This is a genomic window from Xanthobacter variabilis, assembly GCF_043831965.2.
Lineage (GTDB): Bacteria > Pseudomonadota > Alphaproteobacteria > Rhizobiales > Xanthobacteraceae > Xanthobacter.
The window spans coordinates 2,708,939-2,731,871 of the sequence record NZ_CM195533.1 but is presented as its reverse complement, the minus strand read 5'-3'; the positions used below and the strand labels follow the sequence as shown (position 1 = coordinate 2,731,871).

Annotated in this window: 21 protein-coding genes; 7 read left to right on the top strand and 14 right to left on the bottom strand. The window is 68.3% G+C overall.

What is annotated here, in order from left to right; translation table 11 throughout:
• The first annotated feature begins 144 nt into the window (after positions 1-144).
• The 3 genes from V5F26_RS11750 to eutC all read left to right on the top strand — a co-directional run bounded on the left by V5F26_RS11750 (position 145) and on the right by eutC (position 3,089).
• A complete protein-coding gene (locus V5F26_RS11750) occupies positions 145-672 on the top strand; it encodes an NUDIX hydrolase (protein ID WP_394946003.1) in 528 nt (175 codons plus the stop codon).
• 252 nt (positions 673-924) lie between these two features.
• Complete coding sequence (locus V5F26_RS11745) at positions 925-2,313, top strand: ethanolamine ammonia-lyase subunit EutB (RefSeq protein ID WP_394057801.1); 1,389 nt, start codon at positions 925-927, stop codon at positions 2,311-2,313.
• Positions 2,310-3,089: an ethanolamine ammonia-lyase subunit EutC gene (gene eutC, locus V5F26_RS11740; protein WP_394946002.1), complete on the top strand. Its 780-nt coding sequence runs from the start codon at positions 2,310-2,312 to the stop codon at positions 3,087-3,089. Before V5F26_RS11745 ends, eutC begins: the two co-directional genes overlap by 4 nt.
• 54 nt (positions 3,090-3,143) lie before the next feature.
• Here the strand turns inward: eutC and V5F26_RS11735 are convergent, their stop codons facing one another.
• Complete coding sequence (locus V5F26_RS11735; protein ID WP_234049908.1) at positions 3,144-3,524, bottom strand: hypothetical protein; 381 nt, start codon at positions 3,522-3,524, stop codon at positions 3,144-3,146.
• A gap of 491 nt (positions 3,525-4,015) precedes the next feature.
• On the opposite strand from V5F26_RS11735, the gene V5F26_RS11730 reads away from it, so the two are divergent.
• Complete coding sequence (locus V5F26_RS11730) at positions 4,016-4,378, top strand: hypothetical protein (protein WP_394057797.1); 363 nt, start codon at positions 4,016-4,018, stop codon at positions 4,376-4,378.
• Positions 4,379-4,623: 245 nt separating this feature from the next.
• Here the strand turns inward: V5F26_RS11730 and putA are convergent, their stop codons facing one another.
• The 9 genes from putA to crcB all read right to left on the bottom strand — a co-directional run bounded on the left by putA (position 4,624) and on the right by crcB (position 16,785).
• Positions 4,624-8,316 (bottom strand): bifunctional proline dehydrogenase/L-glutamate gamma-semialdehyde dehydrogenase PutA, encoded by a 3,693-nt coding sequence (gene putA, locus V5F26_RS11725; protein ID WP_394946000.1) that lies wholly within the window; start codon positions 8,314-8,316, stop codon positions 4,624-4,626.
• Positions 8,317-9,241: 925 nt separating this feature from the next.
• Positions 9,242-10,033 (bottom strand): ATP12 family chaperone protein, encoded by a 792-nt coding sequence (locus tag V5F26_RS11720; RefSeq protein ID WP_394945998.1) that lies wholly within the window; start codon positions 10,031-10,033, stop codon positions 9,242-9,244.
• Positions 10,018-10,764 carry an HAD-IA family hydrolase gene (locus V5F26_RS11715; RefSeq protein ID WP_394945997.1) on the bottom strand — a complete coding sequence of 249 codons (747 nt, stop codon included), beginning with the start codon at positions 10,762-10,764 and terminating at the stop codon, positions 10,018-10,020. Before V5F26_RS11715 ends, V5F26_RS11720 begins: the two co-directional genes overlap by 16 nt.
• Entirely contained in the window at positions 10,761-11,537 is a 777-nt protein-coding gene (locus V5F26_RS11710) for a zinc ribbon domain-containing protein (protein WP_394057792.1), read from the bottom strand. The genes V5F26_RS11715 and V5F26_RS11710 overlap by 4 nt, the downstream gene beginning before the upstream one ends.
• A 153-nt stretch (positions 11,538-11,690) precedes the next feature.
• Positions 11,691-13,505, bottom strand: coding sequence for a TRAP transporter large permease (locus V5F26_RS11705; protein ID WP_234050783.1), 1,815 nt, complete (start codon positions 13,503-13,505; stop codon positions 11,691-11,693).
• Between the two features lie 157 nt (positions 13,506-13,662).
• Positions 13,663-14,292 carry a TRAP transporter small permease subunit gene (locus tag V5F26_RS11700; protein WP_234049902.1) on the bottom strand — a complete coding sequence of 210 codons (630 nt, stop codon included), beginning with the start codon at positions 14,290-14,292 and terminating at the stop codon, positions 13,663-13,665.
• A gap of 251 nt (positions 14,293-14,543) precedes the next feature.
• Positions 14,544-15,239, bottom strand: coding sequence for a hypothetical protein (locus V5F26_RS11695; RefSeq protein WP_394945996.1), 696 nt, complete (start codon positions 15,237-15,239; stop codon positions 14,544-14,546).
• Complete coding sequence (locus V5F26_RS11690) at positions 15,239-16,327, bottom strand: RluA family pseudouridine synthase (RefSeq protein WP_394945995.1); 1,089 nt, start codon at positions 16,325-16,327, stop codon at positions 15,239-15,241. Before V5F26_RS11690 ends, V5F26_RS11695 begins: the two co-directional genes overlap by 1 nt.
• Before the next feature lie 71 nt (positions 16,328-16,398).
• The gene (gene crcB / locus V5F26_RS11685; RefSeq protein WP_394057788.1) at positions 16,399-16,785 is read right to left on the bottom strand and encodes a fluoride efflux transporter CrcB; all 387 of its coding nucleotides are present in this window, start codon (positions 16,783-16,785) and stop codon (positions 16,399-16,401) included.
• Between the two features lie 213 nt (positions 16,786-16,998).
• Between crcB and V5F26_RS11680 the strand changes: the two genes are divergently transcribed.
• Positions 16,999-17,253 (top strand): hypothetical protein, encoded by a 255-nt coding sequence (locus V5F26_RS11680; RefSeq protein ID WP_394945994.1) that lies wholly within the window; start codon positions 16,999-17,001, stop codon positions 17,251-17,253.
• A 68-nt stretch (positions 17,254-17,321) separates the two neighbouring features.
• On the opposite strand, the gene V5F26_RS11675 is transcribed toward V5F26_RS11680, so the two are convergent.
• From V5F26_RS11675 to V5F26_RS11665, 3 genes are all read right to left on the bottom strand, one after another.
• On the bottom strand, positions 17,322-18,629 hold the full coding sequence (locus V5F26_RS11675; protein WP_234049897.1) for an O-acetylhomoserine aminocarboxypropyltransferase: 1,308 nt from the start codon (positions 18,627-18,629) through the stop codon (positions 17,322-17,324).
• Between the two features lie 108 nt (positions 18,630-18,737).
• Positions 18,738-19,268: a CoA-binding protein gene (locus V5F26_RS11670; RefSeq protein ID WP_394057782.1), complete on the bottom strand. Its 531-nt coding sequence runs from the start codon at positions 19,266-19,268 to the stop codon at positions 18,738-18,740.
• 38 nt (positions 19,269-19,306) lie between these two features.
• Positions 19,307-20,083 (bottom strand): TatD family hydrolase, encoded by a 777-nt coding sequence (locus tag V5F26_RS11665; RefSeq protein WP_394945993.1) that lies wholly within the window; start codon positions 20,081-20,083, stop codon positions 19,307-19,309.
• A 132-nt stretch (positions 20,084-20,215) separates the two neighbouring features.
• On the opposite strand from V5F26_RS11665, the gene V5F26_RS11660 reads away from it, so the two are divergent.
• Entirely contained in the window at positions 20,216-20,782 is a 567-nt protein-coding gene (locus V5F26_RS11660; RefSeq protein ID WP_394057780.1) for a biotin transporter BioY, read from the top strand.
• A 16-nt stretch (positions 20,783-20,798) separates the two neighbouring features.
• Here the strand turns inward: V5F26_RS11660 and V5F26_RS11655 are convergent, their stop codons facing one another.
• On the bottom strand, positions 20,799-21,299 hold the full coding sequence (locus tag V5F26_RS11655; protein WP_234049893.1) for a hypothetical protein: 501 nt from the start codon (positions 21,297-21,299) through the stop codon (positions 20,799-20,801).
• A gap of 346 nt (positions 21,300-21,645) precedes the next feature.
• Here V5F26_RS11655 and V5F26_RS11650 point away from each other — a divergent pair, with 346 nt between their 5' ends.
• Complete coding sequence (locus V5F26_RS11650; protein ID WP_394057778.1) at positions 21,646-22,854, top strand: methyl-accepting chemotaxis protein; 1,209 nt, start codon at positions 21,646-21,648, stop codon at positions 22,852-22,854.
• Positions 22,855-22,933: the final 79 nt, after the last annotated feature.

The window sequence follows — 22,933 nt, the reverse complement described above, 5'->3', positions numbered from 1 at the left end:
CCGTTTCAGATATATGCCGCCCACTGGCATTTCCCCGCTCCACGGACGTCGCGAAATGCCAAGCCTATCGAGTTGACGTGCTTTCTTCACGGAGCGGTTCCGCTTCGCTCGCGACGGCGCCGCGCCGCCACAGGAGTTCACACCATGCCCGCATCGCCAGACACCCCGCGTGACGAGATCCGCGCCACGCTCGCCGCCAGCGCCGCGGTGTTTCGCGGCCCCCTGGTGCTGCTGGCGCGCCGTGGCCATGAGCCCGCGGCGGGCCTGTGGAGCCTGCCCGGCGGCCGGGTCGAGCCGGGTGAGACCCTGGCGGACGCCGCCCGGCGGGAACTGCGCGAGGAAGTGGGGGTGGAAGCGGAGCTGGCTGGCGTCGCCGCCACGCGGGAAATCATCCGCCGCGACGACACCGGCCGCCTGACGGCCCATTTCGTGGTGGTGGCCCACGCCGCCCACTGGCGCGCGGGCGAACCGCAGGTGAGCGCGGAGGCGGCCGAAGTCGGCTGGTTCCGCCCCGCCGAGATCGCCCGGCTCCACGCCACGGACGGGCTCGCCGAGGTGGTGGCGGCCGCCGCGCGTGTTCTGGGTATCGAGGAGCCGCTCGCGGCGGCACCGGGACTGGCGGAGCCCACCACGCACCACGCGCCCCCGCCCGCCGCCACGACGCAGGCCTGAGCGACCGGGTGATCCCCGGAAGGGGCGTCCTCTGCGGCCCGGCGGGCTGTTTCTCGCGCGCGGCGCACGCGCCGCGTTCGGACAGGCGCGCCCCGGCCGGCTGCTGCGCGGGCTTGTGCCTTGCGAAACGGGGCGAAGACTCTCCCCTGCGGCAGAGGCGCCTCCGCGCATGGACACACAAAGCCACACATCTCCACAAAATGGCACGATTATTGTCTATAGTGCGGACGAATCCGAATAAGGAGCAGCCTGATGGCCTTCGTCCACCGCATCGGCGCCCGAACCCATGCCTTCGCTGACCTGAAGGATCTCATGGCCAAGGCGACCCCTCCCCGCTCCGGCGACATGCTCGCCGGCATCGCAGCGGCCTCCGCCGAGGAGAATGTGGCCGCCAAGATGTGCCTGGCCGAGGTGCCACTGAAGACCTTCCTCACCGAGGCGCTCATTCCCTATGAGAGCGACGAGGTCACCCGCCTGATCCTGGACGAGCACGACCCGGTGGCCTTCGCCCCGGTCTCTGCCCTGACGGTGGGCGATTTGCGCGACTTCCTGCTCTCCGATCAGGCAACGCCCGAAGTGCTCGCAAGCCTCGCGCGCGGGCTGACGCCGGAAATGGTGGCCGCCGTCTCCAAGCTCATGCGCAACCAGGACCTCATTCTGGTGGCGAAGAAGTGCCGGGTGGTCACGCGCTTCCGCAACACCATCGGCCTGCCCGGCACCATGGCCGTGCGGCTCCAGCCCAACCACCCCACCGATGACGCGGCCGGCGTCTCCGCCACCATCCTCGACGGCCTGCTCTATGGCTGCGGCGACGCGGTGATTGGCATCAATCCCGCCTCCGACAGCCTGCCGGTGCTCGATCGCCTGCTGAAGCTGATGGATGAGGTGATCCGCCGTTTCGACATTCCCACCCAAAGCTGTGTGCTCACCCACGTGACGAGCTCCATCGAGCTGATGAACCGGGGCGCCCCGGTGGATCTGGTGTTCCAGTCCATCGCCGGCACGGAGGGAGCGAACCGCTCCTTCGGCGTGGACCTCAAGGTGCTGCAGGAGGGCTATGAGGCCGCCCGCGCCCTCAAGCGCGGCACGGTGGGGCAGAACGCCATGTATTTCGAGACCGGCCAGGGCTCGGCCCTGTCCGCCGGCGCGCACCATGGCGTGGACCAGCAGACCCTGGAGGCCCGCGCCTATGCGGTGGCGCGCAAGTTCAAGCCGCTGCTGGTGAACACGGTGGTGGGCTTCATCGGCCCTGAATATCTCTATGACGGCAAGCAGATCATCCGCGCCGGGCTGGAAGACCATTTCTGCGGCAAGCTCCTGGGCGTGCCGCTGGGGGTCGACGTCTGCTACACCAACCATGCGGAGGCCGACCAGGATGACATGGACACCCTGCTGACCCTGCTGGGCGCGGCGGGCGTGACCTATGTGATGGGCATTCCCGGCGCCGACGACGTGATGCTGAACTACCAGTCCACCTCCTTCCACGACGCCCTCTATGTCCGCGAGGTGCTGGGCCTGAAGCGGGCACCGGAATTCGAGGCGTGGCTGGAGCGCATGGGCATCACCGATGCCACCGGCAAGCTCTTGCCCGCCAGCGGCGCCCACCCCCTTCTCGGCTTCGTTCAGGAGCAGGCGGCATGATCGCGCGTGATCCCTGGCAGTCCTTCGCCCGCCACACCCCGGCGCGCATCGCCCTCGGCCGCACCGGCGCCAGCCTGCCCACGGAAGAAGTGCTGCGCTTCTCCCTGGCCCATGCCCAGGCGCGCGACGCGGTGCACATGCCGTTCGACGCCGCGCGGGTGGAAAGCGAGATTCGCGCCCTCGGCTTCGACACCCTGCGGGTGGAGAGCGCGGCGCCCGCGCGCGACGTCTATTTGCGCCGCCCCGATCTCGGCCGCCGGCTAAGTGATGAGAGCCGCGCCCGCCTCGCCGCGCTCGACGCGCCGCCCGCGGATCTCGCCATCGTGGTGGCGGATGGGCTTTCCGCCGCCGCCATCCATGCCCAGACCGCGCCCTTCCTGGCCGCCCTCAAGCCCTGGATCGAAAAGGAAGGTTGGAGCGTGGCGCCGGTGGCACTGGCCGCCCAGGCCCGCGTGGCGCTGGGCGATGAGGTGGGCGAACTCATGAAGGCTCGCGCCTTGGTGGTCCTGGTGGGTGAGCGGCCGGGCCTGTCCTCCCCGGACAGCCTCGGCCTCTACCTCACGCTCGCCCCGCGGGTTGGCCGCACCGACGCGGAGCGCAACTGCATCTCCAACGTGCGTGCGGAAGGGCTGAGCCACCCGCTCGCGGCCTTCAAGCTGGCCTGGCACATTCGGGAGGCCCTCCGGCTCGGCCTTACCGGCGTAGGGCTGAAGGACGAGAGCGACCTGCTGCTGGTGGATGGCGCACCACCCGCCGCCCTTCCCCGCCCCACCTGACAGCGGGCGAGAATCGCTCCCGGGCCACAGGCGCGAGCGCCGGGAGCTGCGCCTTCAGGCCGCCTCGACGGAGACGACGCGGAAGGTGTGCATCTCATCATCCTCGCGGACGGAAATGTACTCGCCCACCTCGAACCGCTCGTCACCGAAGCGGTAGCCCGCCTCATCATCGTCGGTGCCGGCGAGATCATAGCGGAAGGCCCAGCTTCCGCCGGGGCGGCGCACCAGGTGGCCCACCTCGTCCTTCTCATCGGGGCGGAAGCGCACGACGCGGCAGTGCTCGCGGTTCTTGGCCCACAACTCAGGGTCGATCTTCCCATCCGCCGCCAGCGGGGCCACGAAGGTGTAGCCGAAGTTCCTGGCCCCCTCGGGGAAGGCCTTTTCCCGGGCAAGCTCCATGCGGATCTTGTGCAGGCCGTGTGGAAGCTGCGTCATTGTTCTCTCCCGGCGTCTCTCGGTTTTCGCGCGGCGCGCACCGCCTTTGCCATATCCAATAGTTGGCAACGTTTTCAAGGGCCTGGAGCCGCTGCGCAAGGGCGTGAGCTCACTGTAGAGGATCACGCGCGATTCGCGAGCCCACCCGCAGGCCCCCAGGCGAACCCACCGCAGCGCACCCCCATGAGACCCGCCGAAAGCCAAGTCTGAGGCCCGCCGAAGGCGAAGTTTGCGTGCACTGCCGCATCGTCGCCCGCGACAGGGTGCACGCAATGGGATACTGATTGTCGTCCGCCAGGAACAAAGGCACGCCGCCACACGTTGGACAACTCGGTGGATGTGCCATCATGGATGGTCAGGCAGGGGTTGCTTCCAACCATGCCTTGACCTAACGCAATGCGCTGGTTTCGTTCTTTCGCGATAATTGTTTTCCCCACACGAAGAAAAGTAAGGGGAGCGGGGGAACGTTAGCAACCTTAAGGAGAGACGCCATGAGTGATTCGACCATCTTTCAGGGCCTGAGCCGCGCATGGAACGTCGGCACGCCCGCCGAATGGCCGGCGACCGCCGTGAAGAATTATTTCTTCGAATGCCCGGTGGCCGTCACCTCTCACCTTCAGCGTTTCATGATGCGCCAGGCGCAGGATCAGATGCAGATCTTTGCGGAGCTGGCGAAGGATCCGAACCCGGCCAATGCCGTGACGCGTGAAGCCGCCTTCCTGCAGCAGTCGGCCCTGGCCTGGAACACCGAGCTCCTGGAGCTGGCCGAGCTGGTTCAGAGCAAGATGCTGGCCGCCGCCGCCCCGACCGCTTCGCAGCAGGAGCAGGCCCCTTCCGTGCCCCGCGCGGCCTGACACGCACCAGCCTCCGGTGGGTTCACCCGACCGGAGGCGGCACCCCGTGAGGGAGCTCCAGCGACGCGCCCCCGGCGAGGAACGCGACCGGGGCATTTCCCCTTTTTGGTGGAAACAGGAAATGCTCCAGCGCACCGGGTTGACGCGTTTTCCTCACGCCAACCCACACCCATTTCGCTCGAAACGGCGCAGGGGTTTCAAAGCGCGCGAAGGGTTTCCGGTGAGCCGTCTCGTACAGCGGCGTCTCATACAGCGGCCATGAGGCTGGCATTGCCTCCGGCTGCGGCCGTATTCACCGAAATGGCCACCTCGCGCATCAGCCACGCCAGTGGAACGCCCGCGCTTCCGCCGCTCTCCTGAGGCGGCAGCACATAGAGGGGCACCACAGGCCCCTCAAGGCGCGCAAGGCTCTGGGCAAAGGCCGCGATCCACGCCTCATCCCCCTCCACGATCGCCGCGTCGAACATCCCCCCGTGACTTCCCTCCGGCCACGCACCAGCCGGGGCGATCCGCGCCGCGACCGTGCCCGGCAGGGTTTCCGGGAAAAAGTCGAGGGTCGGCGCATCCACCATCACACGGTTGCCGGTGGCCAGGGCCGCCGTGATCAGCAGCAGCAGTCCCCACCGGCTCTGCGCGGAAACGAGCACCGTGCCGCACGGCCTGAGGCCATAGCGGTTGCGCTCCCCCACCGGGCCGGGCAGCTCCATTTCACCGCCCACGGGCGCCATCGCGGCCCAGGCGCGCGCCCGATGGGCCAGGGCACCAAGCCCCTGGCTGTCGAGCCATTGGGCGAAGGCCAAAGCCGCCGCATCTGGCTTTTCGCCCGCATTGGCGACGGGCAGATCCGGCGCGCCGCGCACCAGGCGCTGGAGATAGAGCGGGCCGCCGGCCTTCGGCCCGGTGCCGGAAAGCCCCCGCCCACCAAAAGGCTGGGCCCCCACGACCGCGCCAATCATGTTTCGATTGATGTAGATGTTGCCCGCGCGCACCCGCGCCGTGGCTTCATCGCGAACCGCCTCAAGCCGTGAGTGGAGCCCGAAGGTGAGCCCGTAGCCACTGGCGTTGATGGCCTCCATGAGCAAAGGCAGGTCCCGCCGCCGATACCGCAGCACATGCAGCACCGGCCCAAACACCTCCCTCTGCACCTCGGACAGCGCGCCGATCTGGATCAGGGTCGGCGCCACGAAGGTTCCATGCGCCGCCTCCGGCGGCAGCGGCAGGCGAAAAACCTCGTGGCCGCCAGCCGCCATCCGCGCCACATGGGCCTCGATGGCATCACGCGCGGCATCGGAAATGACCGGCCCCACATCGGCCGAGAGCATGCAGGTCGGCGCCACCCGCAGTTCCGCGATGGCGCCGCGGATGAGCTCAAGCAGCCCGTCCGCCACCTCCTCCTGCACGCAGAGCACCCGCAGGGCAGAGCAGCGCTGGCCCGCGCTGTCGAAGGCGGAGGCGAGCACATCCGCAACCGCCTGCTCGGCCAGGGCGGAGCTGTCGACGATCATCGTATTGAGCCCACCGGTCTCGGCGAGGAGGACCGGCGGCCGGCCCTGCGCCAGCCGCCCCGAAAGCACCCTCGCGATCTGCCGCGCCACTTCAGTGGAGCCGGTGAACATCACACCCGCCACCGCCGGCGAAGCGACCAGCGCCGCCCCCACGCGGCCGTCTCCGGGCAGCATCTGAAGCACCGCTTCGGGAACGCCCGCCCCGTGCAGCAGGCGCACGGCCTCGGCGGCGATGAGCGGGGTCTCTTCCGCCGGCTTGGCGAGCACCGTGTTGCCGGCGGCCAGAGCGGCGGCCACCTGGCCGGTGAAGATGGCCAGCGGAAAATTCCACGGGCTGATGCAGGCCACCGGCCCAAGCGCCCGCTGGTCCGCCCGCAGCGCCCGGGCGGCGCCGGCGTAATAGCGCAGGAAATCGATGGCCTCCCGCACCTCCGCCACCGCATCGGCCGCGGACTTGCCGGCCTCGCGCATCACCAGCCCCATGAGCACACCCATCTGCGCCTGCAGGGCATCCGCCGCCGCCAGCAGGGGGGCCACCCGCCGCGCCACCGGCTGCGCCGCCCAGCCGGGCGCGGCCAATTCGGCCACCACCACCGCGGCCGCGATGTCCTGCGGGTTGCAATCCCGCACGCTGCCCACCAGCTCCCGCAGATCCCCCGGATTGCGGATCTCCCGCCCCGCCCCCTCGCCGGAGGGGGGCGCCGCGCTCCAGGTCCGCTGCGCGCTGGCGGCGAGATCATCGGCCAAGGCCGCAAGCACGTCCTCGCTGGAAAGGTCGAGCCCCGCCGAATTGCGCCGCCCGGGAAACAGCGCGGCGGGCGCCAAGATGCGCGGATGGGGCGTGCCGGGTTCCGCCATCGCCTGGACCCGCGCCACGGGGTCCGCGATCAGCTCGTCGACCGGCACAGCCGGATCGGCGATGCGGTGGACGAAGGAGGAATTCGCACCGTTCTCCAGCAGCCGGCGGACCAGATAGGCCAGCAGCGTCTGATGGCTGCCCACGGGCGCGTAGATGCGGCACGGGCGCCCGAGATGAGCCGGCCCCACCACCTCATCGTAAAGCGGCTCGCCCATGCCGTGCAGGCACTGGAACTCATAGGAGCCAAGGGAGAATTGCTCGCCGGCCAGATGGTAGATGGTGGCCAGCGTCTGCGCATTGTGGGTGGCGAATTGCGGAAACACCGCGTCGCGCGCCGCCAGCAGCTTACGGGCGCAGGCGATATAGGAAACGTCCGTATAATCCTTGCGCGTAAAGACCGGGAAATCGTCGAGCCCGTCCACCTGGGCGCGCTTGATCTCGCTGTCCCAATAGGCGCCCTTCACCAGCCGCACCATGATCCGCCGGCGGCTACGCCGCGCCAGATCGATGAGCCAGTCGAGCACGAACGGACAGCGCCGGCCATAGGCCTGAACCACGAAGCCGAGCCCCGCCCAGCCCGCCAGCTGGGGGGCGAAGCTCAACTCCTGCAGCAGGTCCAGGGATAATTCGAGCCGGTCCTGCTCCTCGGCGTCGATATTGAGGCCGATATCGTAGCGCTTCGCCAAGGCCGCGAGCGCGGTCAGGCGCGGCAGCAGCTCGGCCTTGACCCGCCCCGCCTGGCCGCGGCTATAGCGCGGATGCAGCGCCGAGAGCTTGATGGAAATGCCGGGCCCGCCATAGACTCCGCGCCCCGCCGCCTCCTTGCCGATGGCGTGGATGGCCGCCTCATACTCGGCCAGATAGCGCGCGGCATCGGCCGCCGTCACGGCCGCTTCCCCGAGCATGTCGTAGGAATGAAGGAAGCCGCGCGCCTCGAGCGCGCGGGCACGGGCCACAGCCGCCTCAATGGTCTGGCCCATCACGAACTGCTCGCCCATCAGCCCCACCGCCACATCCACCGCGCGGCGCACCACCGGCGCACCGCAGCGGCTCACAAGGCGGGTAAGCGCCGCCGCCAGCCCGGGCTCGCTCCACGCCCGCGCCAGCTGGCCGGTGACGGCGAGGCCCCAGGCCGCGGCATTGACGAAGAGCGGTCGGCCGCCGCGCGCCTCAAGATGCGGCTGCCAGTCCCCGCGGCCGACCGTGTCCCGGATCAGCGCGTCACGGGTCGCCGCGTCGGGAATGCGCAGCAGCGCCTCGGCGAGGCACATGAGAGCGACACCCTCCGCGCTCGACAGGGCGAACTCCTGCATCAGCTGCTCCACCACCGAGCCCCGGCCCTTGGCCCGCAGCGCCTCGACCAGACGGCGGGCGGTGCCCGTGATGTCGGCGCGCATCCCGGCCGGCAAGCTCGCCGCCTGAAGCAGCGGCCCCAGGCACTGCGCCTCCAGCCGGCGGGTGGCCGCAGTGATCACGCGCCGCAGGTCCGAGCGCTCCGGAACCGGATCGGCGAAGTGGGAAAAGGGTCCAAAGACGTCCAGCGGCGGCGCGGGAGGCAGGGTCTCGGTGGTCATGGTGCGCTCTATCCCCCGTGGGAGGCCCCTGCGTGGCGGACGCAGGGTGGGCCATTTCCATGACGCGCAGTGTACCGTCATCCTGGGCTTGCGACGACCGGCGTCAGCACCATCCGCGATCCTGGCCAGGCCGCGCCCGCGGGCAATGCCGAGCGGCGCCGATGCGGCGGAATCCGGAAGGTCGTGGCACATGCCCTCCGGCGCTCCAGGGGTGGCCGCGACCATGCAAGCGCTCAAGGCCCCGCGCGCGCTCCTCATACCACTGCACCGCAGCAGGGCCCCTGTAGGGGCGAAACCCGGAAGGGGCGTCCTCCAGGCATTGCAGTGCTTTCATCGCCTCCATGCGCCCGCGTTGCGGGGAGGTAGCACATGGCGGGCTCCCACCCTGCATGGAAAGCGTCAGAGGAACCAACCCGCGCGCCCGTCTTGCGGCGCCTTCATCGGCCACGGAACGGGTGGAGCGCCCATTGACGGGGTGGGACACTCGGGCCCTGCGCCATGCCCTGCCCGCTCAGCCCCCGGATCGGCCAACTTCGGGCCGCCAAGAGATCCGAGGGTGCACGCGCTGGCGCGCCAGCGGCATGCTGGTTGTTCACGAAACCGAGGGGAGAGCATCCAAATCATTGATTTGACGCTCTTTCATCCCGCACACTGGGTCCCATTTCGCTGGAGGCGCCGCAAGGCACTCCCCCGGGTTCTCGAAACCCGGAAGCTCTGTCATGCTTTGATTGTGCGTTTGTTCCCAGCCCGTGACGACGGCCACTTCACTCGAGAACGCTCCGGGTCGGTGCCACGCCAACCGAGGCACCGGGCCGGTCGTCCCTGCGCGCGCCGATCATCTCTGGTTCGCGAAACGGCGACGTCGAGCCGGAGCCCCTTGCACCGACCTCCCCAGCAAGACAAGCAACGGACTCAAGCGCCCGGCTCAGCCCCGGTCGCTGTGGAGACGCAGCAGGGCCACCGCCGCGTCCATGTCCACCCGCCGCGCGTCGCGGCGTGCGGTGGCGAGCTCGTCTTCACCCCACAGCTCGCGATTCCAGTCCTCATCCACATGAGCCGCCTGCCATGCCGCGTCGGCGTCCAGGACGCCCTCGGAGACGGCCAGCGCCAGCAGCGCCGAGCCCGTCAGAGTCGTCATCACATGAACGGCCGCAAGGGGAAGCGCGTCCCCCGGCACCAGCTCACTCATCCGGGCGAGGGATTCCTCCGGCTGGGCCACGTGGCGCACGCCCTCGGCCAGGAAAAAGGGCGCTCCCCTTTCCTCCCGCGCCCAGGCCAGCACCGGATCCCAGTGCTGCGCCTGCCGCTCCAGGAGCGCGGTTGGCCCGTCCGCCCGATAAAAGAGCATGTCGGTGCCCGCATAGCGCACCACTTCGTCCCGCACCGCCGCCGGCTCGGCAGCGACCCGGTCCAGAGCCACATTCACCAGCCGCGTCAAGGGCATGGAGAAGGGATTGATCTCAGCCTCCTGGGCCTCCCACTCCCGCGCCAGCGCCTCGGCGAGGGCGCGCGTGGGCACCAGCAGCAGGCCGCGAGCGGGGGTACGCACCGGGCGCCCGTCCAGCAGAACGGTGAAGCCGCCTTCGACCTCCCCCACGCTCACGTCCTTATAGAAGCGCTTGGGCAGTTGCGGCCGCTGGGCCGCCTGGGCGCGCGCCATCGGATTGGCATCGGGGCCGGTATTCGTCCCGTCGAGATCCGTCAGCAGGTCGCGCATTGGTCCCTCCCCGCCTTTGCCCCGCCGCTTGCGGACAGCAAATCGGCGATGGCCTGCGGCACGGCCTCGAAATGGGTGACCACCTTCTGGGCGCCGGCGTGCCACAGCTCATCGGTGCTGTGATAACCCCAGGACACGCCCAGGGCCGAAGCCCCCGCGGCCCGCGCCATGGCCATGTCGAACGAGGTGTCGCCCACCACCACGGTCTGCGCGGGGCCGATTCCGGCCTCGATCATCGCCTGCTGCACCATCGCGGGATGGGGCTTGGAGGGCGCGTCGTCGGCGGTCTGGATGGTCGTGAACCACCCCTCCATGTCGTGGGCCTGCAGCACACGCGCCACGCCGCGCCGCGCCTTTCCGGTGACCATGCCCAACACCACGTCGTCGCGCGCCCGCAGCGCCGCCAGAACCTCCCGGGCACTGGGGAACATGGGCTCCGGCGGGCGCAGTTCGCGCAGCCGCATGAAGGCGCTGCGATAGGCCTCCGCCATCTCCATCACCGGATAGGTCCGGTCGCCCGCGGCCAGCACCGTAAAGGTCTCGGGCAGCGACAGGCCGACGACCGAGAGCACCCGTTCGCGATCGGGCACCGGAAGCCCAAGCGTCGTGTGGGCGTCGTGCATGGCCGCGACGATCATGTGCTGGCTGTCCACCAGGGTGCCGTCGCAATCGAACAGCACCAGCGTCACAGGCGCATCGGAGCGGGACGAGGAGCCTTCGGCGAGCGTCATTTCACGGACATCTTCTGGGTTGCGATATCATAGGACCATGTGGCCCCTGTGGGGTCCTGGAACAAGATCTCCGTGAAGCCGCGCTGCTGGCATTGCTTGGGGAATGGGCCGGCAACAATCAGCTCCGCCGCCGTCTTGGCGGAGAAGTTGAACTTGATGGTCAGGATCGTCTCATCCGGCCCAGAGGTGCTCACCTGTAGGTCGAGTCCGTTCTGAGCGAAGCTGTCCTGCTTGCTCTTGGCGAACGCGCGCCGGGATTCTGCATCGCCCACCGGACCTTCCTCCGGTGCCGGGGAAGCCGACAGCGGGGTGACGGCGACGCTCGGTCGCGAGGTCGCGTCAAAGCCGGACGGCGGCGGCGCGAAGGCCGAAGGCGGCGGAGTGGTGGCCGAAGGCGCGGGTTCCGGCAAGGCCATGCGCGGCGGAGTGGCCGGCGCCGCTGGCGCGACGACGGGCGCGGGCGGCGGCACCAAAGCGGGCGCGGCGGGCTCAGCCGCAGCCGGCGCGCTCGCGACCGGCGCGGGCGCGGCTTCGGGAGCCGGAGCGGATGCCTGCGGCGCTGCGGGCCGCGTGTCGGCGCCCTGCGGCGCGGGCGAGGACAGGACCCACCACACCAGCGCGCCGGAAATCAGCGCGAGGGCCGTGCCACCGAGCCCCACAATCACGGGCGTCAGGAAACTGGAGCGCAGCGAGCGGCCGCAAAAGGGGCACTGAGCCTCTTCCGGATAAACCTGGGCGCCGCAGCCGGGACAGAAGTCGTGCTTCGTGTTCATGCCTCACCGTCTCTGTGCCGGCCTGGCTCCGACCGGCCTGCCCCCTGCCCCGCCCGGGCAAAGTTGCCCGAAGGGAGGCATGAGGTCCACCCTGCCGGCCCCACACGCGTGGAAAGCCGGCAGATCAGCTCTAACAGAGCAATGTGGCAGCTCCTAATTTGGATTGCCAAAATCCAGAGGCGGTGGTGGCGGCGTATCCAGCCCCGGAGACAGGTTCTCGAACTGCTCCTGCACCTGGCTCTGGTCGAGCTGCACCGAGCTGCCCTTGTAGTGCGTGACCATCTTCGGGAACAGGACGATGAGCGCCACCATGATCAGCTGGATCACCACGAACGGCACGGCGCCCCAATAGATCTGCCCGGTGGTCACCGGCTCGGTCAGCTTCCCCGTCACGCGGTCCACATAGGGCTTCTTGGCCGCCACCGAGCGCAGGAAGAACAGGGCGAAGCCGAACGGGGGATGCATGAACGAGGTCTGCATGTTCACCGCCAGCATCACGCCGAACCAGATGAGGTCGATGCCCAGCTTGTCCGCCGCCGGCCCCAGAAGCGGGATGATGATGAAGGCCAGCTCGAAATAATCGAGGAAGAAGGCCAGCACGAACACCAGCAGGTTGACGGCGATAAGGAAGCCGGCCTGCCCGCCGGGCAGCGACACCAGCAGCTCTTCCACCCATTTGTGCCCGTCCACCCCGTAGAAGGTGAGCGAGAACACGCGCGCGCCGAGCAGGATGAACAGCACGAAGGCCGAGAGCTTGGCGGTGGAATAGGTGGCCTGCCGCATCAGGTCGAACTTCAGCCGCCCTCGCGCGGCCGCGAGCGCCAGCGCGCCCACCGAGCCCATGGCGCCGCCTTCGGTCGGCGTGGCGACGCCGATGAAGATCGTGCCCAGCACCAGGAAGATGAGCGCCAGCGGCGGCACCATCACGAACACCACCTGCTCAGCCAGCTTGGAGAGCAGGCCCAGGCGGAACAGCCGGTTCGCCACCGCGATGACGAAGGCCAATGCCACCGTCGCCGACATGGCGAGCACCACATAGTCCGAGCCGAACTTCACGCCGGTCTGCCCCATCAGCACGATGGAAAGGGCGATGGCGAGCGCCAGCGTGATGTAGAGCGACGGCGTGAGGAGACGCGCCGCGCCGGACAGGATGAAATAGAGCACCACGAACGCGGCCACGCCCCACACCACGGTGTTGGCAAAGCCGGGCAGCATGTCCGCCGTCAGGTGCGGCGCCGATCCGGTGGCGATCAGCACCGCGAAGCCGGCCGCGGTCAGCGCCCCGAGAATGTGGGAGTAGCCGGCCTTCTGGTTCGGCTCCCGCAGGTTCTGCGCATCCGCCGGCAGCCCGGGCGCGGCCTGCGGGAAGAAGGTGGCGACGATGAAGATGTAGAAGGCATAAAGGGCCGACAGCAGCAGGCCCGGAATGAAGGCGCCCTCATACATGTCGCCGACCGAGCGGTTGAGCTGGTCGGCCATCACGATGAGCACGAGCGAGGGCGGGATGATCTGCGCCAGCGTGCCCGAGGCGGCGATCACGCCCGAGGCCACCCGACGGTCATAGCCATAGCGCAGCATGATGGGCAGCGAGATGAGGCCCATGGAGATGACCGAGGCGGCGACCACGCCGGTGGTGGCCGCCAGCAGCGCGCCCACGAAGATCACCGCATAGGCCAGGCCGCCGCGAATGGAGCCGAACACCTGGCCGATGGTGTCGAGCAGGTCCTCCGCCATGCCGGAGCGCTCGAGGATGAGGCCCATGAAGGTGAAGAACGGTACCGCCAGCAGCACCTCATTGTTCATGGTGCCGTAGACGCGCTCGGGCAGCGCCTGCAGAAAGTCCGGCCGGAACAGGCCGAGCCAGATGCCAATGACACCGAAGATGAGGCCGTTGGCCGCCAGCGAGAAGGCCACCGGGTAGCCCAGCAGCAGGAACACCACCAGCGCCGCGAACATGATCGGCGCCATATTGTGGATGAACCAGCCGCGGAAGCCCGGCTCGGCCGCGAACGCCGTATCGGGCAGGAAGGAGACGAGGGCGAAAGCCGTCAGCAGCACCCAGGAGAGGTGTGCCGGCTTGAGGCGACGCAGGGCCGCAAAGGAAGCCTGGATCATGAAGCTCTCCTCAGCGCTGGCTCTGCGAGGAAGAGGCTTCCGCCTCACCTTGGCTGTCGGCCTGACTTTCCATCAGCCGCTCAGCCTCCGCGGCGAGCGCCGCATGGGTGCCGCCCTCCCCTTCATGGGGGTCGTTCATGCGGCCGGTGAAGATAGCCACGCGCTTGATGAGCTCCGAAATACCCTGCAGCGTGAGGAAGAAGAAACCGAGTGGCACCAGCGCCTTCGCCGGCCACTGCGGCAGCCCGCCCGCGTTCAGCGACTGCTCATCAATGGCATAGGAATTCAGGAAAAAGGGCACCGAGGTCCACAGCAGCAGGATGGAGAAGGGCAGCAGGAAGAACAGGTGCCCGAAGATGTCGATGCCGTCGCGCACGCGCTTGGTGAGGTGGGAATTCACAATGTCGATGCGGATATGCTCATTGTCCAGCAGCGTCCACGACGCGCACAGCAGGAACACCGCCGAAAACAGCACCCATTGCAGCTCCAGCCACGAATTGGAGCTCACGTCGAACAGCTTGCGCACGATGGCATTGATGGCCGAGACGAAGATGGCGGCAACGATCAGCCAGGCAGCAATCTTGCCGATGCGCGCGTTGACGGCATCGATGCCGCGGGCGAGCGCGAGCAGGGGTGTCATGGGTTCGTGTCCCTCGGGCGACTGATTATCGCGGGCCGCCGCTTTCAACATGAACGCGGCCCATTAAGCCGGCACCATAGGCGAAGCGGACCGCACTTCAAGTGCAGCCCCCCTCAAAACCGCGCCAGGACGCCATTCCGGCGGCCTAGCCTTAAGAAAATTGCGACAAAAGTCGAACACTTGTGTGTGTTATTGCAGCGCGTGCGCCGAATCGGCCCTTCTGTTGCGCCGCGATCAGCGGGCCTGCGGCTTCAGCGGGCCTGGGGCTCCGGCGCACTGCCCCAAGGGGGCGCCCCCTGCAGGGCCGGCCCGCGCGTGAAGCTGCCGCGCGCGCTGTTCCAGAGCAGTGATGCGCCCGTGCCGGCAACGGGACTTTCACCCACGCACCAGGCGCTTACGTCGGTTCCAGCGCGCGGCAGCACCGCGACCACACTGCCCAGCCCCTCCCAGGCGGCGGTGTCCTCCTGCACCTCGCGCGGCGGGGTCCGGCACAGGGTCGCGTCGAGCTCCTGCGGCCACACCCGGTCTGTGACGAGGTTCCAGCGGCCGGAAGCGCGGGAGTAAAAGCGAAGCCGCCCGCCGAAGGGCGCGCGCCCCTTCATGCCCCATTCGCTGAGGCCCACCAGGGGCGAGCCTTCCGCGTCGATCCAGGCGGCCATCTCGGTCACCATGCCGTCGGCGGTGTCGGCATCGCCCCGGTCGGTGATGCGCAGATAGAAGCGCGGCTTGTCCAGCAGCAGCGACACCCGCGCCCGCGGGCCGTAAAGCAGGCCGCCCGAAGCCACGGGGCCGGCGGGCGAGGCCGCGATCTCGTAGGAGGGGAAGCCGTTGGGCTGCGCCACCTGGAGCTCACGATAAAGGTCCAGAATGTCCGGCCCCTGCGCAAACGCCACTGCCGGCGCCAGGAACGCGGCCAGCAGGGCGAGGCGAAGCGGCAGGCGCGCCATCACCCTTCCGGCGATTCCAGGATCGGGTCGTACTGGCTGGCGTCGAAGCCGAGCACGGCGAAGGATTGTGCCATGTGGGGCGGCAGCGGCGCGGAGACGTCGATCACCCCCTCCCCCCGCGGGTGGGGAATGACCAGCCGCCGGGCAAGAAGATGCAGCTTGTTCTGCAGCCCGCCGGGCAATTCCCAGTTCTCGATATCGAAATACTTGGGGTCGCCCACGATGGGGTGGCCGATATGGGCCAGATGGGCGCGCAGCTGGTGGGTGCGGCCGGTGACCGGCTTCAGCGAAAGCCAGCTCATCTTCTGCGCCGCCTGGTCCACCACCGCATAATAGGTCACCGCGTGGCTGGCATCGTCCTCGCCATGGCGGGCCACGCGCATCTTCTCCTCGCTCTCGTCGCGAGCGAGATAGGTGGAGATGCGGCCCTGCCGGGGCTTGGGCACGCCCGGCACCAGCGCCCAATAGACCTTACGCGCCTCGCGCGAGCGGAAGCTCTTGGCCAGCACAGAGGCGGCAAGGCGGGTCTTCGCCACCAGCAGGCAGCCCGACGTGTCCTTGTCGATGCGGTGGACGAGGCGGGGCTTCTGCCCATCCTTGTCGCGCATGGTCTCCAAAAGGCCGTCCACATGGCGATAGGTGCCGGAACCGCCCTGGACCGCGAGGCCGAACGGCTTGTTGAGCACCATCACGTCCTTGTCCTCATAGAGGATCAGGGAACGCAGGAAGGCGAGATCATCATTGATCTTGGCCCCGGGGCGCGCCGTCGCGCCACCGGCCGCGCCTTTGCCGGCGGCGGAAGCGCCAGGCGCCCCTCCCCCGACCTTGGTGGCGCCGGCGGTGGCCGTCTCCCCCTCGCTGGGCCCGAGCGGAGGCACGCGCACGCTCTGGCCGGGCTCGAGATGGGTGGAGGTCTTGATGCGGCCGCCATCCACCCGCACCTGCCCCGTGCGCACCAGCTTCTGGAGGTGGCCGAAGGACAGGTCCGGGTAATGCAGCTTGAACCAGCGGTCGAGACGCATGCCGGCCTCGTCCTCACTCACCGTCTTCAGCTCAACTGCCATCTTGGGCCCATCCTCGCGCGGCATTCCGCCTTTGCGCTCAGGCAATAGAGCATGGCGGGCGAGCCGTCACCTCTCCCGCGACATGACGGGGATGCTCAGGTGAGCATCCGCACCAGCGAGATGCCGGCGAACACCCCCAGGAAGCCGCAGATCACGGAAGCCGCCGCATAGAGCAGCGCCAAGCCGCTCTCGCCCCGTTCCATCAGGAACAGGAAGTCCAGCGAGAAGGTTGAAAAGGTGGTGTAGCCCCCCAGCATACCGGTGGTGAGAAACAGGCGCGCGCTCTGGCCCCAGCCCTCGCCGTCCTTGAAGGCGAGGTAGCCCGTCAGCAGCCCCATGAACAGGCTGCCGCTCACATTGATGATGAGGGTCGCAAACGGGAAGCCCACGCCCAGCAGCTTGGGAATGGACAGGTTCATCAAGTGGCGCAGCACGCCCCCGAACCCGGCGCCCAGAAAAACCACGATAACGGGATGCAACATCACGGACGGCACGGCTTCCCCCCCAAGCATCGACAGCAACCAACGGCCCCTTCCCGTAGGGCCATCCCAGCCAGCACACCTTTACCGCGCAGAAACGCCGCCCACCTCCAGAAAATGTGACCGAAGGGGAGCGCCTCTCCGCGGGAACAAACGCGGGCGTCACTATATAAGCGCGCTCAAGGCGGCAGTTTTTCAGTTTCGAGGAGAAATGTGATGAAGACGCCCCTTCTCGCCGCTGCCGGCTTCCTGGCTCTCACCAGCGGAGCAGCGCTCGCCGACCGTCCGCTCACTCCGACAGAGCAGGAAAAGGTCCAGGCCACCCTCACCGAGCAGGGCTGCAAAGGCGGCCACGTGGAGTTCGACGAGGGGATTTTCGTGGTGGACAATGCCACCTGCGCCGATGGCCACGTCTACGACTTCAAGATCGGACCGGATTACAAGGTGCTCCACAAGGAGCTGGAGCACTGACCGCGGCCTGAACCTCGTGCGGGGGAGCCGGAACCTTCATCCCGGCTCCCCCTGTCTCTTCAGACCTTTCAGACCTTGGCGAGGGCCTGATCGAGATCCGCGATGATGTCGGCCACGTCCTCGATGCCCACCGAAAGGCGCACCACCTCCGGCCCGGCGCCGGCCACCACCTTGGCTTCGTCCGTCAGCTGGCGATGGGTGGTGGAGGCGGGATGGATGATGAGCGAGCGGGTGTCGCCGATATTGGCGAGGTGGGAAAACAGCTCCACGTTCGACACCAGCTGCACGCCGGCCTCGTAGCCGCCCTTCAGCCCGAAGGTGAAGACCGCGCCTGCGCCCTTGGGCAGGTATTTCTGCGCCAGGGCATGATAACGGTCGCTCTCCAGGCCCGGATAGCTCACCCACGCCACCTTGGGGTGCGCGGCGAGATATTCGGCCACCGCCAGCGCGTTGTCGCTGTGGCGCTGCATGCGCAGGCCCAGCGTCTCGATGCCGGTGAGGATCAGGAACGCGTTGAATGGCGACAGAGCCGGCCCCAGATCGCGCAGCCCCAGCGCCCGCGCGGCGATGGCAAAGGCGAAATTGCCGAAGGTCTCGTGCAGCACCATGCCCTGATATTCGGGCCGCGGCGCCGAAAGGAAGGGATAGCGATCGGTGGCGGACCAGTCGAAGGTGCCCGCGTCCACGATCACGCCGCCCAGGGAATTGCCGTGGCCGCCCAGGAACTTGGTGGCCGAATGCACGACGATGTCGGCGCCGTGCTTGATGGGCTGCCACAGATAGGGCGTGGCCAGGGTGTTGTCGACGATGAGCGGAACGCCCGCCTTCTTGGCGATGGCGGAGATGGCCGCCACATCCACCACCACGCCGCCCGGATTGGCCACGCTCTCCACGAAGATGGCCTTGGTCTTGTCGCTGAGCGCCGCCTCGAAGGTGGAAAGGTCGTCCGGATCCGCCCACTTCACGTTCCAGCCGAAGCTCTTGAAAGCGTGGCTGAACTGGTTGATGGACCCGCCATAGAGCTTGCGGGAGGCGATGAACTCGTCGCCGGGCGTGAGCAGGGTGTGGAACACCAGGTGCTGCGCGGCATGGCCCGAGGCCACCGCCAGCGCCGCTGTGCCACCCTCCAGCGCCGCCACGCGCTCCTCAAGCACCGCGTTGGTGGGATTGCCCAGGCGGGTATAGATGTTGCCGAAGGCCTGCAGCCCGAACAGCGACGCCGCATGGTCCACATCATCGAACACGAAGGACGTGGTCTGGTAGATCGGGGTCGCGCGCGCGCCGGTGGTCGGGTCGGGCTGGGCGCCGGCATGGATGGCAAGCGTCGCGAATCCCGGCTCGTGCACGGGGGCTTCAGGGCGGTTTTCTTCGGTCATTGGCGGTCTCTCCCGTCGTGCCGGCCCCGATGGGCCGTCACATTCCATATAAGACGATAAATTTTGTCAGGAAATACGATTTTCCCGTCACGGTTGCGATGCGGGCCCCTATGGCTTGCGCGGCGCGATGGACAGACGCTGCACCCCCGTGCCGAGCCGCTTGGGCCGCCGCGAGGAAAGGGTGCGCGAGTTGACCCCGCTCCAGCCGATCTCGCCCGAAAGGCGCGCATATTCGATCTTGGGGCAGCGGTTCATCACCACCTTGAGGCCGGCAGCCTCGGCCTTGGCCGCCACCTCGTCATGGCGCACGCCGAGCTGCATCCACAGCACCTTCGGCAGGGGGCTCAGCGCCGCCACCTCCTCCCATACGGCCGGCAGATGCTCCGGCGCGCGGAACACGTCGACCATGTCGATGGGCTCCGGCACATCGGCAAGGCGGGCCACGAAGGTGAGACCGGCCACCTCCTTGCCCGCCTGGCCCGGATTCACCGGGAACACACGATAGCCGCGCTCGGCCAGATATTTCATGACGAGGTAGGACGGCCGCGCGCTGTTGGCGCTGGCGCCCACGATGGCGATGGTGCGCACCTCATCCAGAATGCCGCGAATGTAGCTGTCGGCGTAAGTGTCGTGGTTCATGGCGTCCTCCCCTTTTCGTCCGCCGCCCCACCCTGCCCTCAGAGCTTCGCCTTGCTGAAAAGGCGCCTGAAGTTGCGGGTGGTGGCATCAGCCACCTGCTCGGCGCTCACCCCGCGGGCCGCCGCGAGCACCTTGGCCGTCTCCGCCACGAAGGACGGCTCGTTGCGCTGGCCACGATGGGGCACGGGGGCGAGATAAGGCGAATCCGTCTCCACCAGAATGCGATCCTCCGGCACGCTCGCCGCGATGGCGCGCAGGTCCTGGGTCTTCTTGAAGGTGATGACGCCCGAAAAGGAAATGTAGCCACCCAGCGCCAGCGCCCGCCGCGCCAGCTCCGGCCCGGCGGTGAAGCAGTGCAGCAGGAAGGGGAAGGCGCCCTTGGCGGTCTCCTCCTCCAGTATCGCGGCGGTGTCCTCGTCCGCGTCGCGGGCGTGGATCACCAACGGCAGGCCGGTTTCGCGCGCAGCCGCGATATGGGCGCGGAAGCCCTGCACCTGTGCCGCGCGCGGGCTGGTTTCGTAATGATAATCGAGCCCCACCTCACCAATGGCCACCACCTTGGGGTGGGCCGCCAGGGCCACCAGGTCCGCCGTCGTCACGTCCAGCTCTTCGGCGGCGTAGTGCGGATGGGTGCCCACCGAGCAGCTCACATTGTCGAACCGCTCCGCGATGGCGCGGATGGTGTCGAACGCGCGCACGCGGGTGGAGATGGTGACCAGGTGCGAGACCCCGGCCGCCTGGGCGCGCGCCACCACATCGGGCAGCTCGGCGGCGAAATCGGGGAAGTCCAGGTGGCAGTGGCTGTCGACAAGCATGATGCGTCACGAATTTCCGGAAGATTGCCCTTCCATTAAGCCCATCCCCCCGCGCCGTCGAGCCGGCGCGACAGGTCACCGGCCCCGTGCCAGGATGCCGCCCGTTGCGACTCGCCTGCAAGGAGCCTTCCCGTGCCGCCCTTCCGCCCCGCCTTCCAGCGCCTCGCGGAGGCGTCCGTTCCATGGGCCGCGGCCCTGGTGATGATCTCCATCGCCCTCCTGGCGTGGAGCGCGCAGGTGTCCATCCCCGTGCAGCCGGTGCCGATCACCCTGCAGAGCTATGTGCTGCTCACCCTCGCGGCACTGATGGGCTGGCGCCTGGGCGCTCTGGTGGTGCTCGCTTACGTGGCGCTCGGCCTCATGGGCGTGCCGCTCTTCGCCAATGGCGGCAGCGGCTGGAAGGCGCTGACCGGCTCCTCGGCGGGCTTCATCGCGGGCTTTGTGGTGGTCACGCTGGGGGTCGGCGCGGCGCAGCAATATTGGGCGCGGCTGCGGCCCCTGCCGCTGCTCGCCGCCCTCGCGGGCGGGCATCTGGTGCTGATGGCGCTGGGCGCGGGCTGGATCGCCACCAAAGCCGGCTATTCGGTTGCTTTCGAGAAGGCGTTTCTGCCGTTCGTGCCGGGCGCGGCGGTGAAGTCCATCGCCGCCTTGGCCACCGTCATCGGTGTCGAGCGCCTGGCGGGAACGCCCCGGCAATGAGGCCGGGGCCGTCCGCTCACACGGAGTCCGAGATTTCCTTCTTGAGCGCCTCGGCGTCGGGGCCCGGCATGGCGATGGCGCGCACCACCTCTCCAGGACCGGGATTGGTCACGATGGAGGCTTCCAGCGACACCGTCACCGCGCCGCCCGATGTATTGAAGATGTAGTCGAGCCGGAACGCGGCATTGGAGGATGCCCCATTGGTCCGCTTCAGGGCTTCGTCCGGCGGCAGGCGCTTCTCGGCCACGAGCTGGGCCGGCTGGTCCACCGTGATGGTATAGCCGCGCGCGCGGCGGGCCGTGGCCAGACGACCGCGCACCAGCGTGGCGTCTGCCCCCTGCAGGCGCACCTCGATCCGCGGCACGGTCGGCCCTTCGGGCGCGGGCGCCGGAGCCTCGGCGGGCATCATGGGGGGAATCGGATCATAGGTCGCAGGCCGCTGAGCACCGCGATCACCCGAGCACGCAGCCAAAAGCAGCATCGCCGCGACTGCACTCAACCCTTTCAGCCTCGTCATCGGCACTGCTCCCGAAGCCTCCCCTTTTGGCCTTGGCCGCCGCTGGATACGGCGAAGGCACCCTAGAGCATTTTCCTTCATCATTGAATCACGAAAATACCAAAGCACCGGCCAACATCACCGCGCCGCTCACCCCCCGCCCTGGCGCCAGGAAAAGCCGACCGCGCCACCGCAAAAAGCATCCTTCCCGGCGTGTTGCCACTCATCCCGCCGCGCTTTCACGCGCGCGGGGAATGGACATGGTGGCCTCAGCCGACGCAAGCTGAGGCGGGGGAATGGACAACAGTCGGAATTGACGGAAAACTCCATTCTCCTGAGGAAACAACCGCCCGAAGGGAGAGGCTTGATGGAAGCCCGCGGGGACAATTCGATTGCGATCAACCCGGAGACAGCGGCGATGCTGGCCTCCATGGCGCTCAGGCAGCCCTCGACGCTGGCGATCGGCATCGCCGATGCCGCGCGGCTGCTGGGAGACCTCAGTTGCCTGCTCGCCTGGGGCAGCGGCAACGCCCAGCGCCTCTCAGGCGAAAGCGTGGCCATTTCCGGCGCCGTGGAAGAGCTGGCGCGCACCACTGACAACATCGCCCAGGCTGCCGCCGGCACCCACGAGCAATCCACCGACGCGGCGCGCATTGTCACGCAAACGGTGGATCAGGCGGCCCAGGCGGCGGCCGCCATCGGCGACATCGCCTCCGCCTTCACCGACATCCAATCGCGCACCGACCAGCTGACCAGCGCCATTCGCGCCATCGGCGACATGGCCCGCGACATCGACACCATTTCCAAGCAGACCAAGCTCCTCTCCCTCAACGCCACCATTGAGGCGGCGCGCGCCGGCGCGGCGGGGCTGGGCTTTGGCGTCGTTGCATCGGAGGTGAAAGCGCTCTCGGAGCAGACCGCGCGCACCACCGCCAACATCACTTCGAAGCTCGGCGAGCTGAACCAGGTGCTGGCCGCCGTGGCCCAGGCGGTGCTGGCGGGCGGCAACCGGGTGGAAAGCGGCACCCGGGCCTTCAACGACGTCTCCCGCAACATGGACCTGGTGTCGGAGCGCGTCGGCGCCGCCACAGAGCGCATCGAGAGCATCAGCCACGCTTTGTCCGAGCAGAAGACGGCCACCAATTCCATCGCCGCCTCGCTCACCGAGGTTGCGCGACTCGCCGCGCAGAACAAGGCCGATGGCGATTCGTCCGCGGCCCTGCTCGCCAAGGCCCAGGATTCCGCGATGAACGTGCTGGGCGAGCTGGACAGTGATGGCAGCCACGCCAACACGCCCCGCATCTTCGCGGCGGAGCTTTCCGCCTGGCGCGGAAGGCTGGCCCAATGCCTCGTAGGTGGGCGCTCCGACCGATGCTACGACAACCCGCCGTTCGAGGCCGAGCGCGCCCTCGCCCCCGCTTTGCGTGATGCCATCGCCCCCTCTCTGGCGGCGATCCGCACATCCGCGCGGGAGCTCGGCCAGAAGCTGCAGGCCAGCGACATTGGCGGGGCGATCGCGGCCTATGGCACGACCGACGAGCAGCTCACCCGGGTCATCGACCGGCTGAGCGCCTGATTGAGCGTTCCGCGCGAAGTGGCAACCGGTTCGCATTAAGGAAAGGCCGACGCACAAACGCAAACGGTCTGGAGGCACC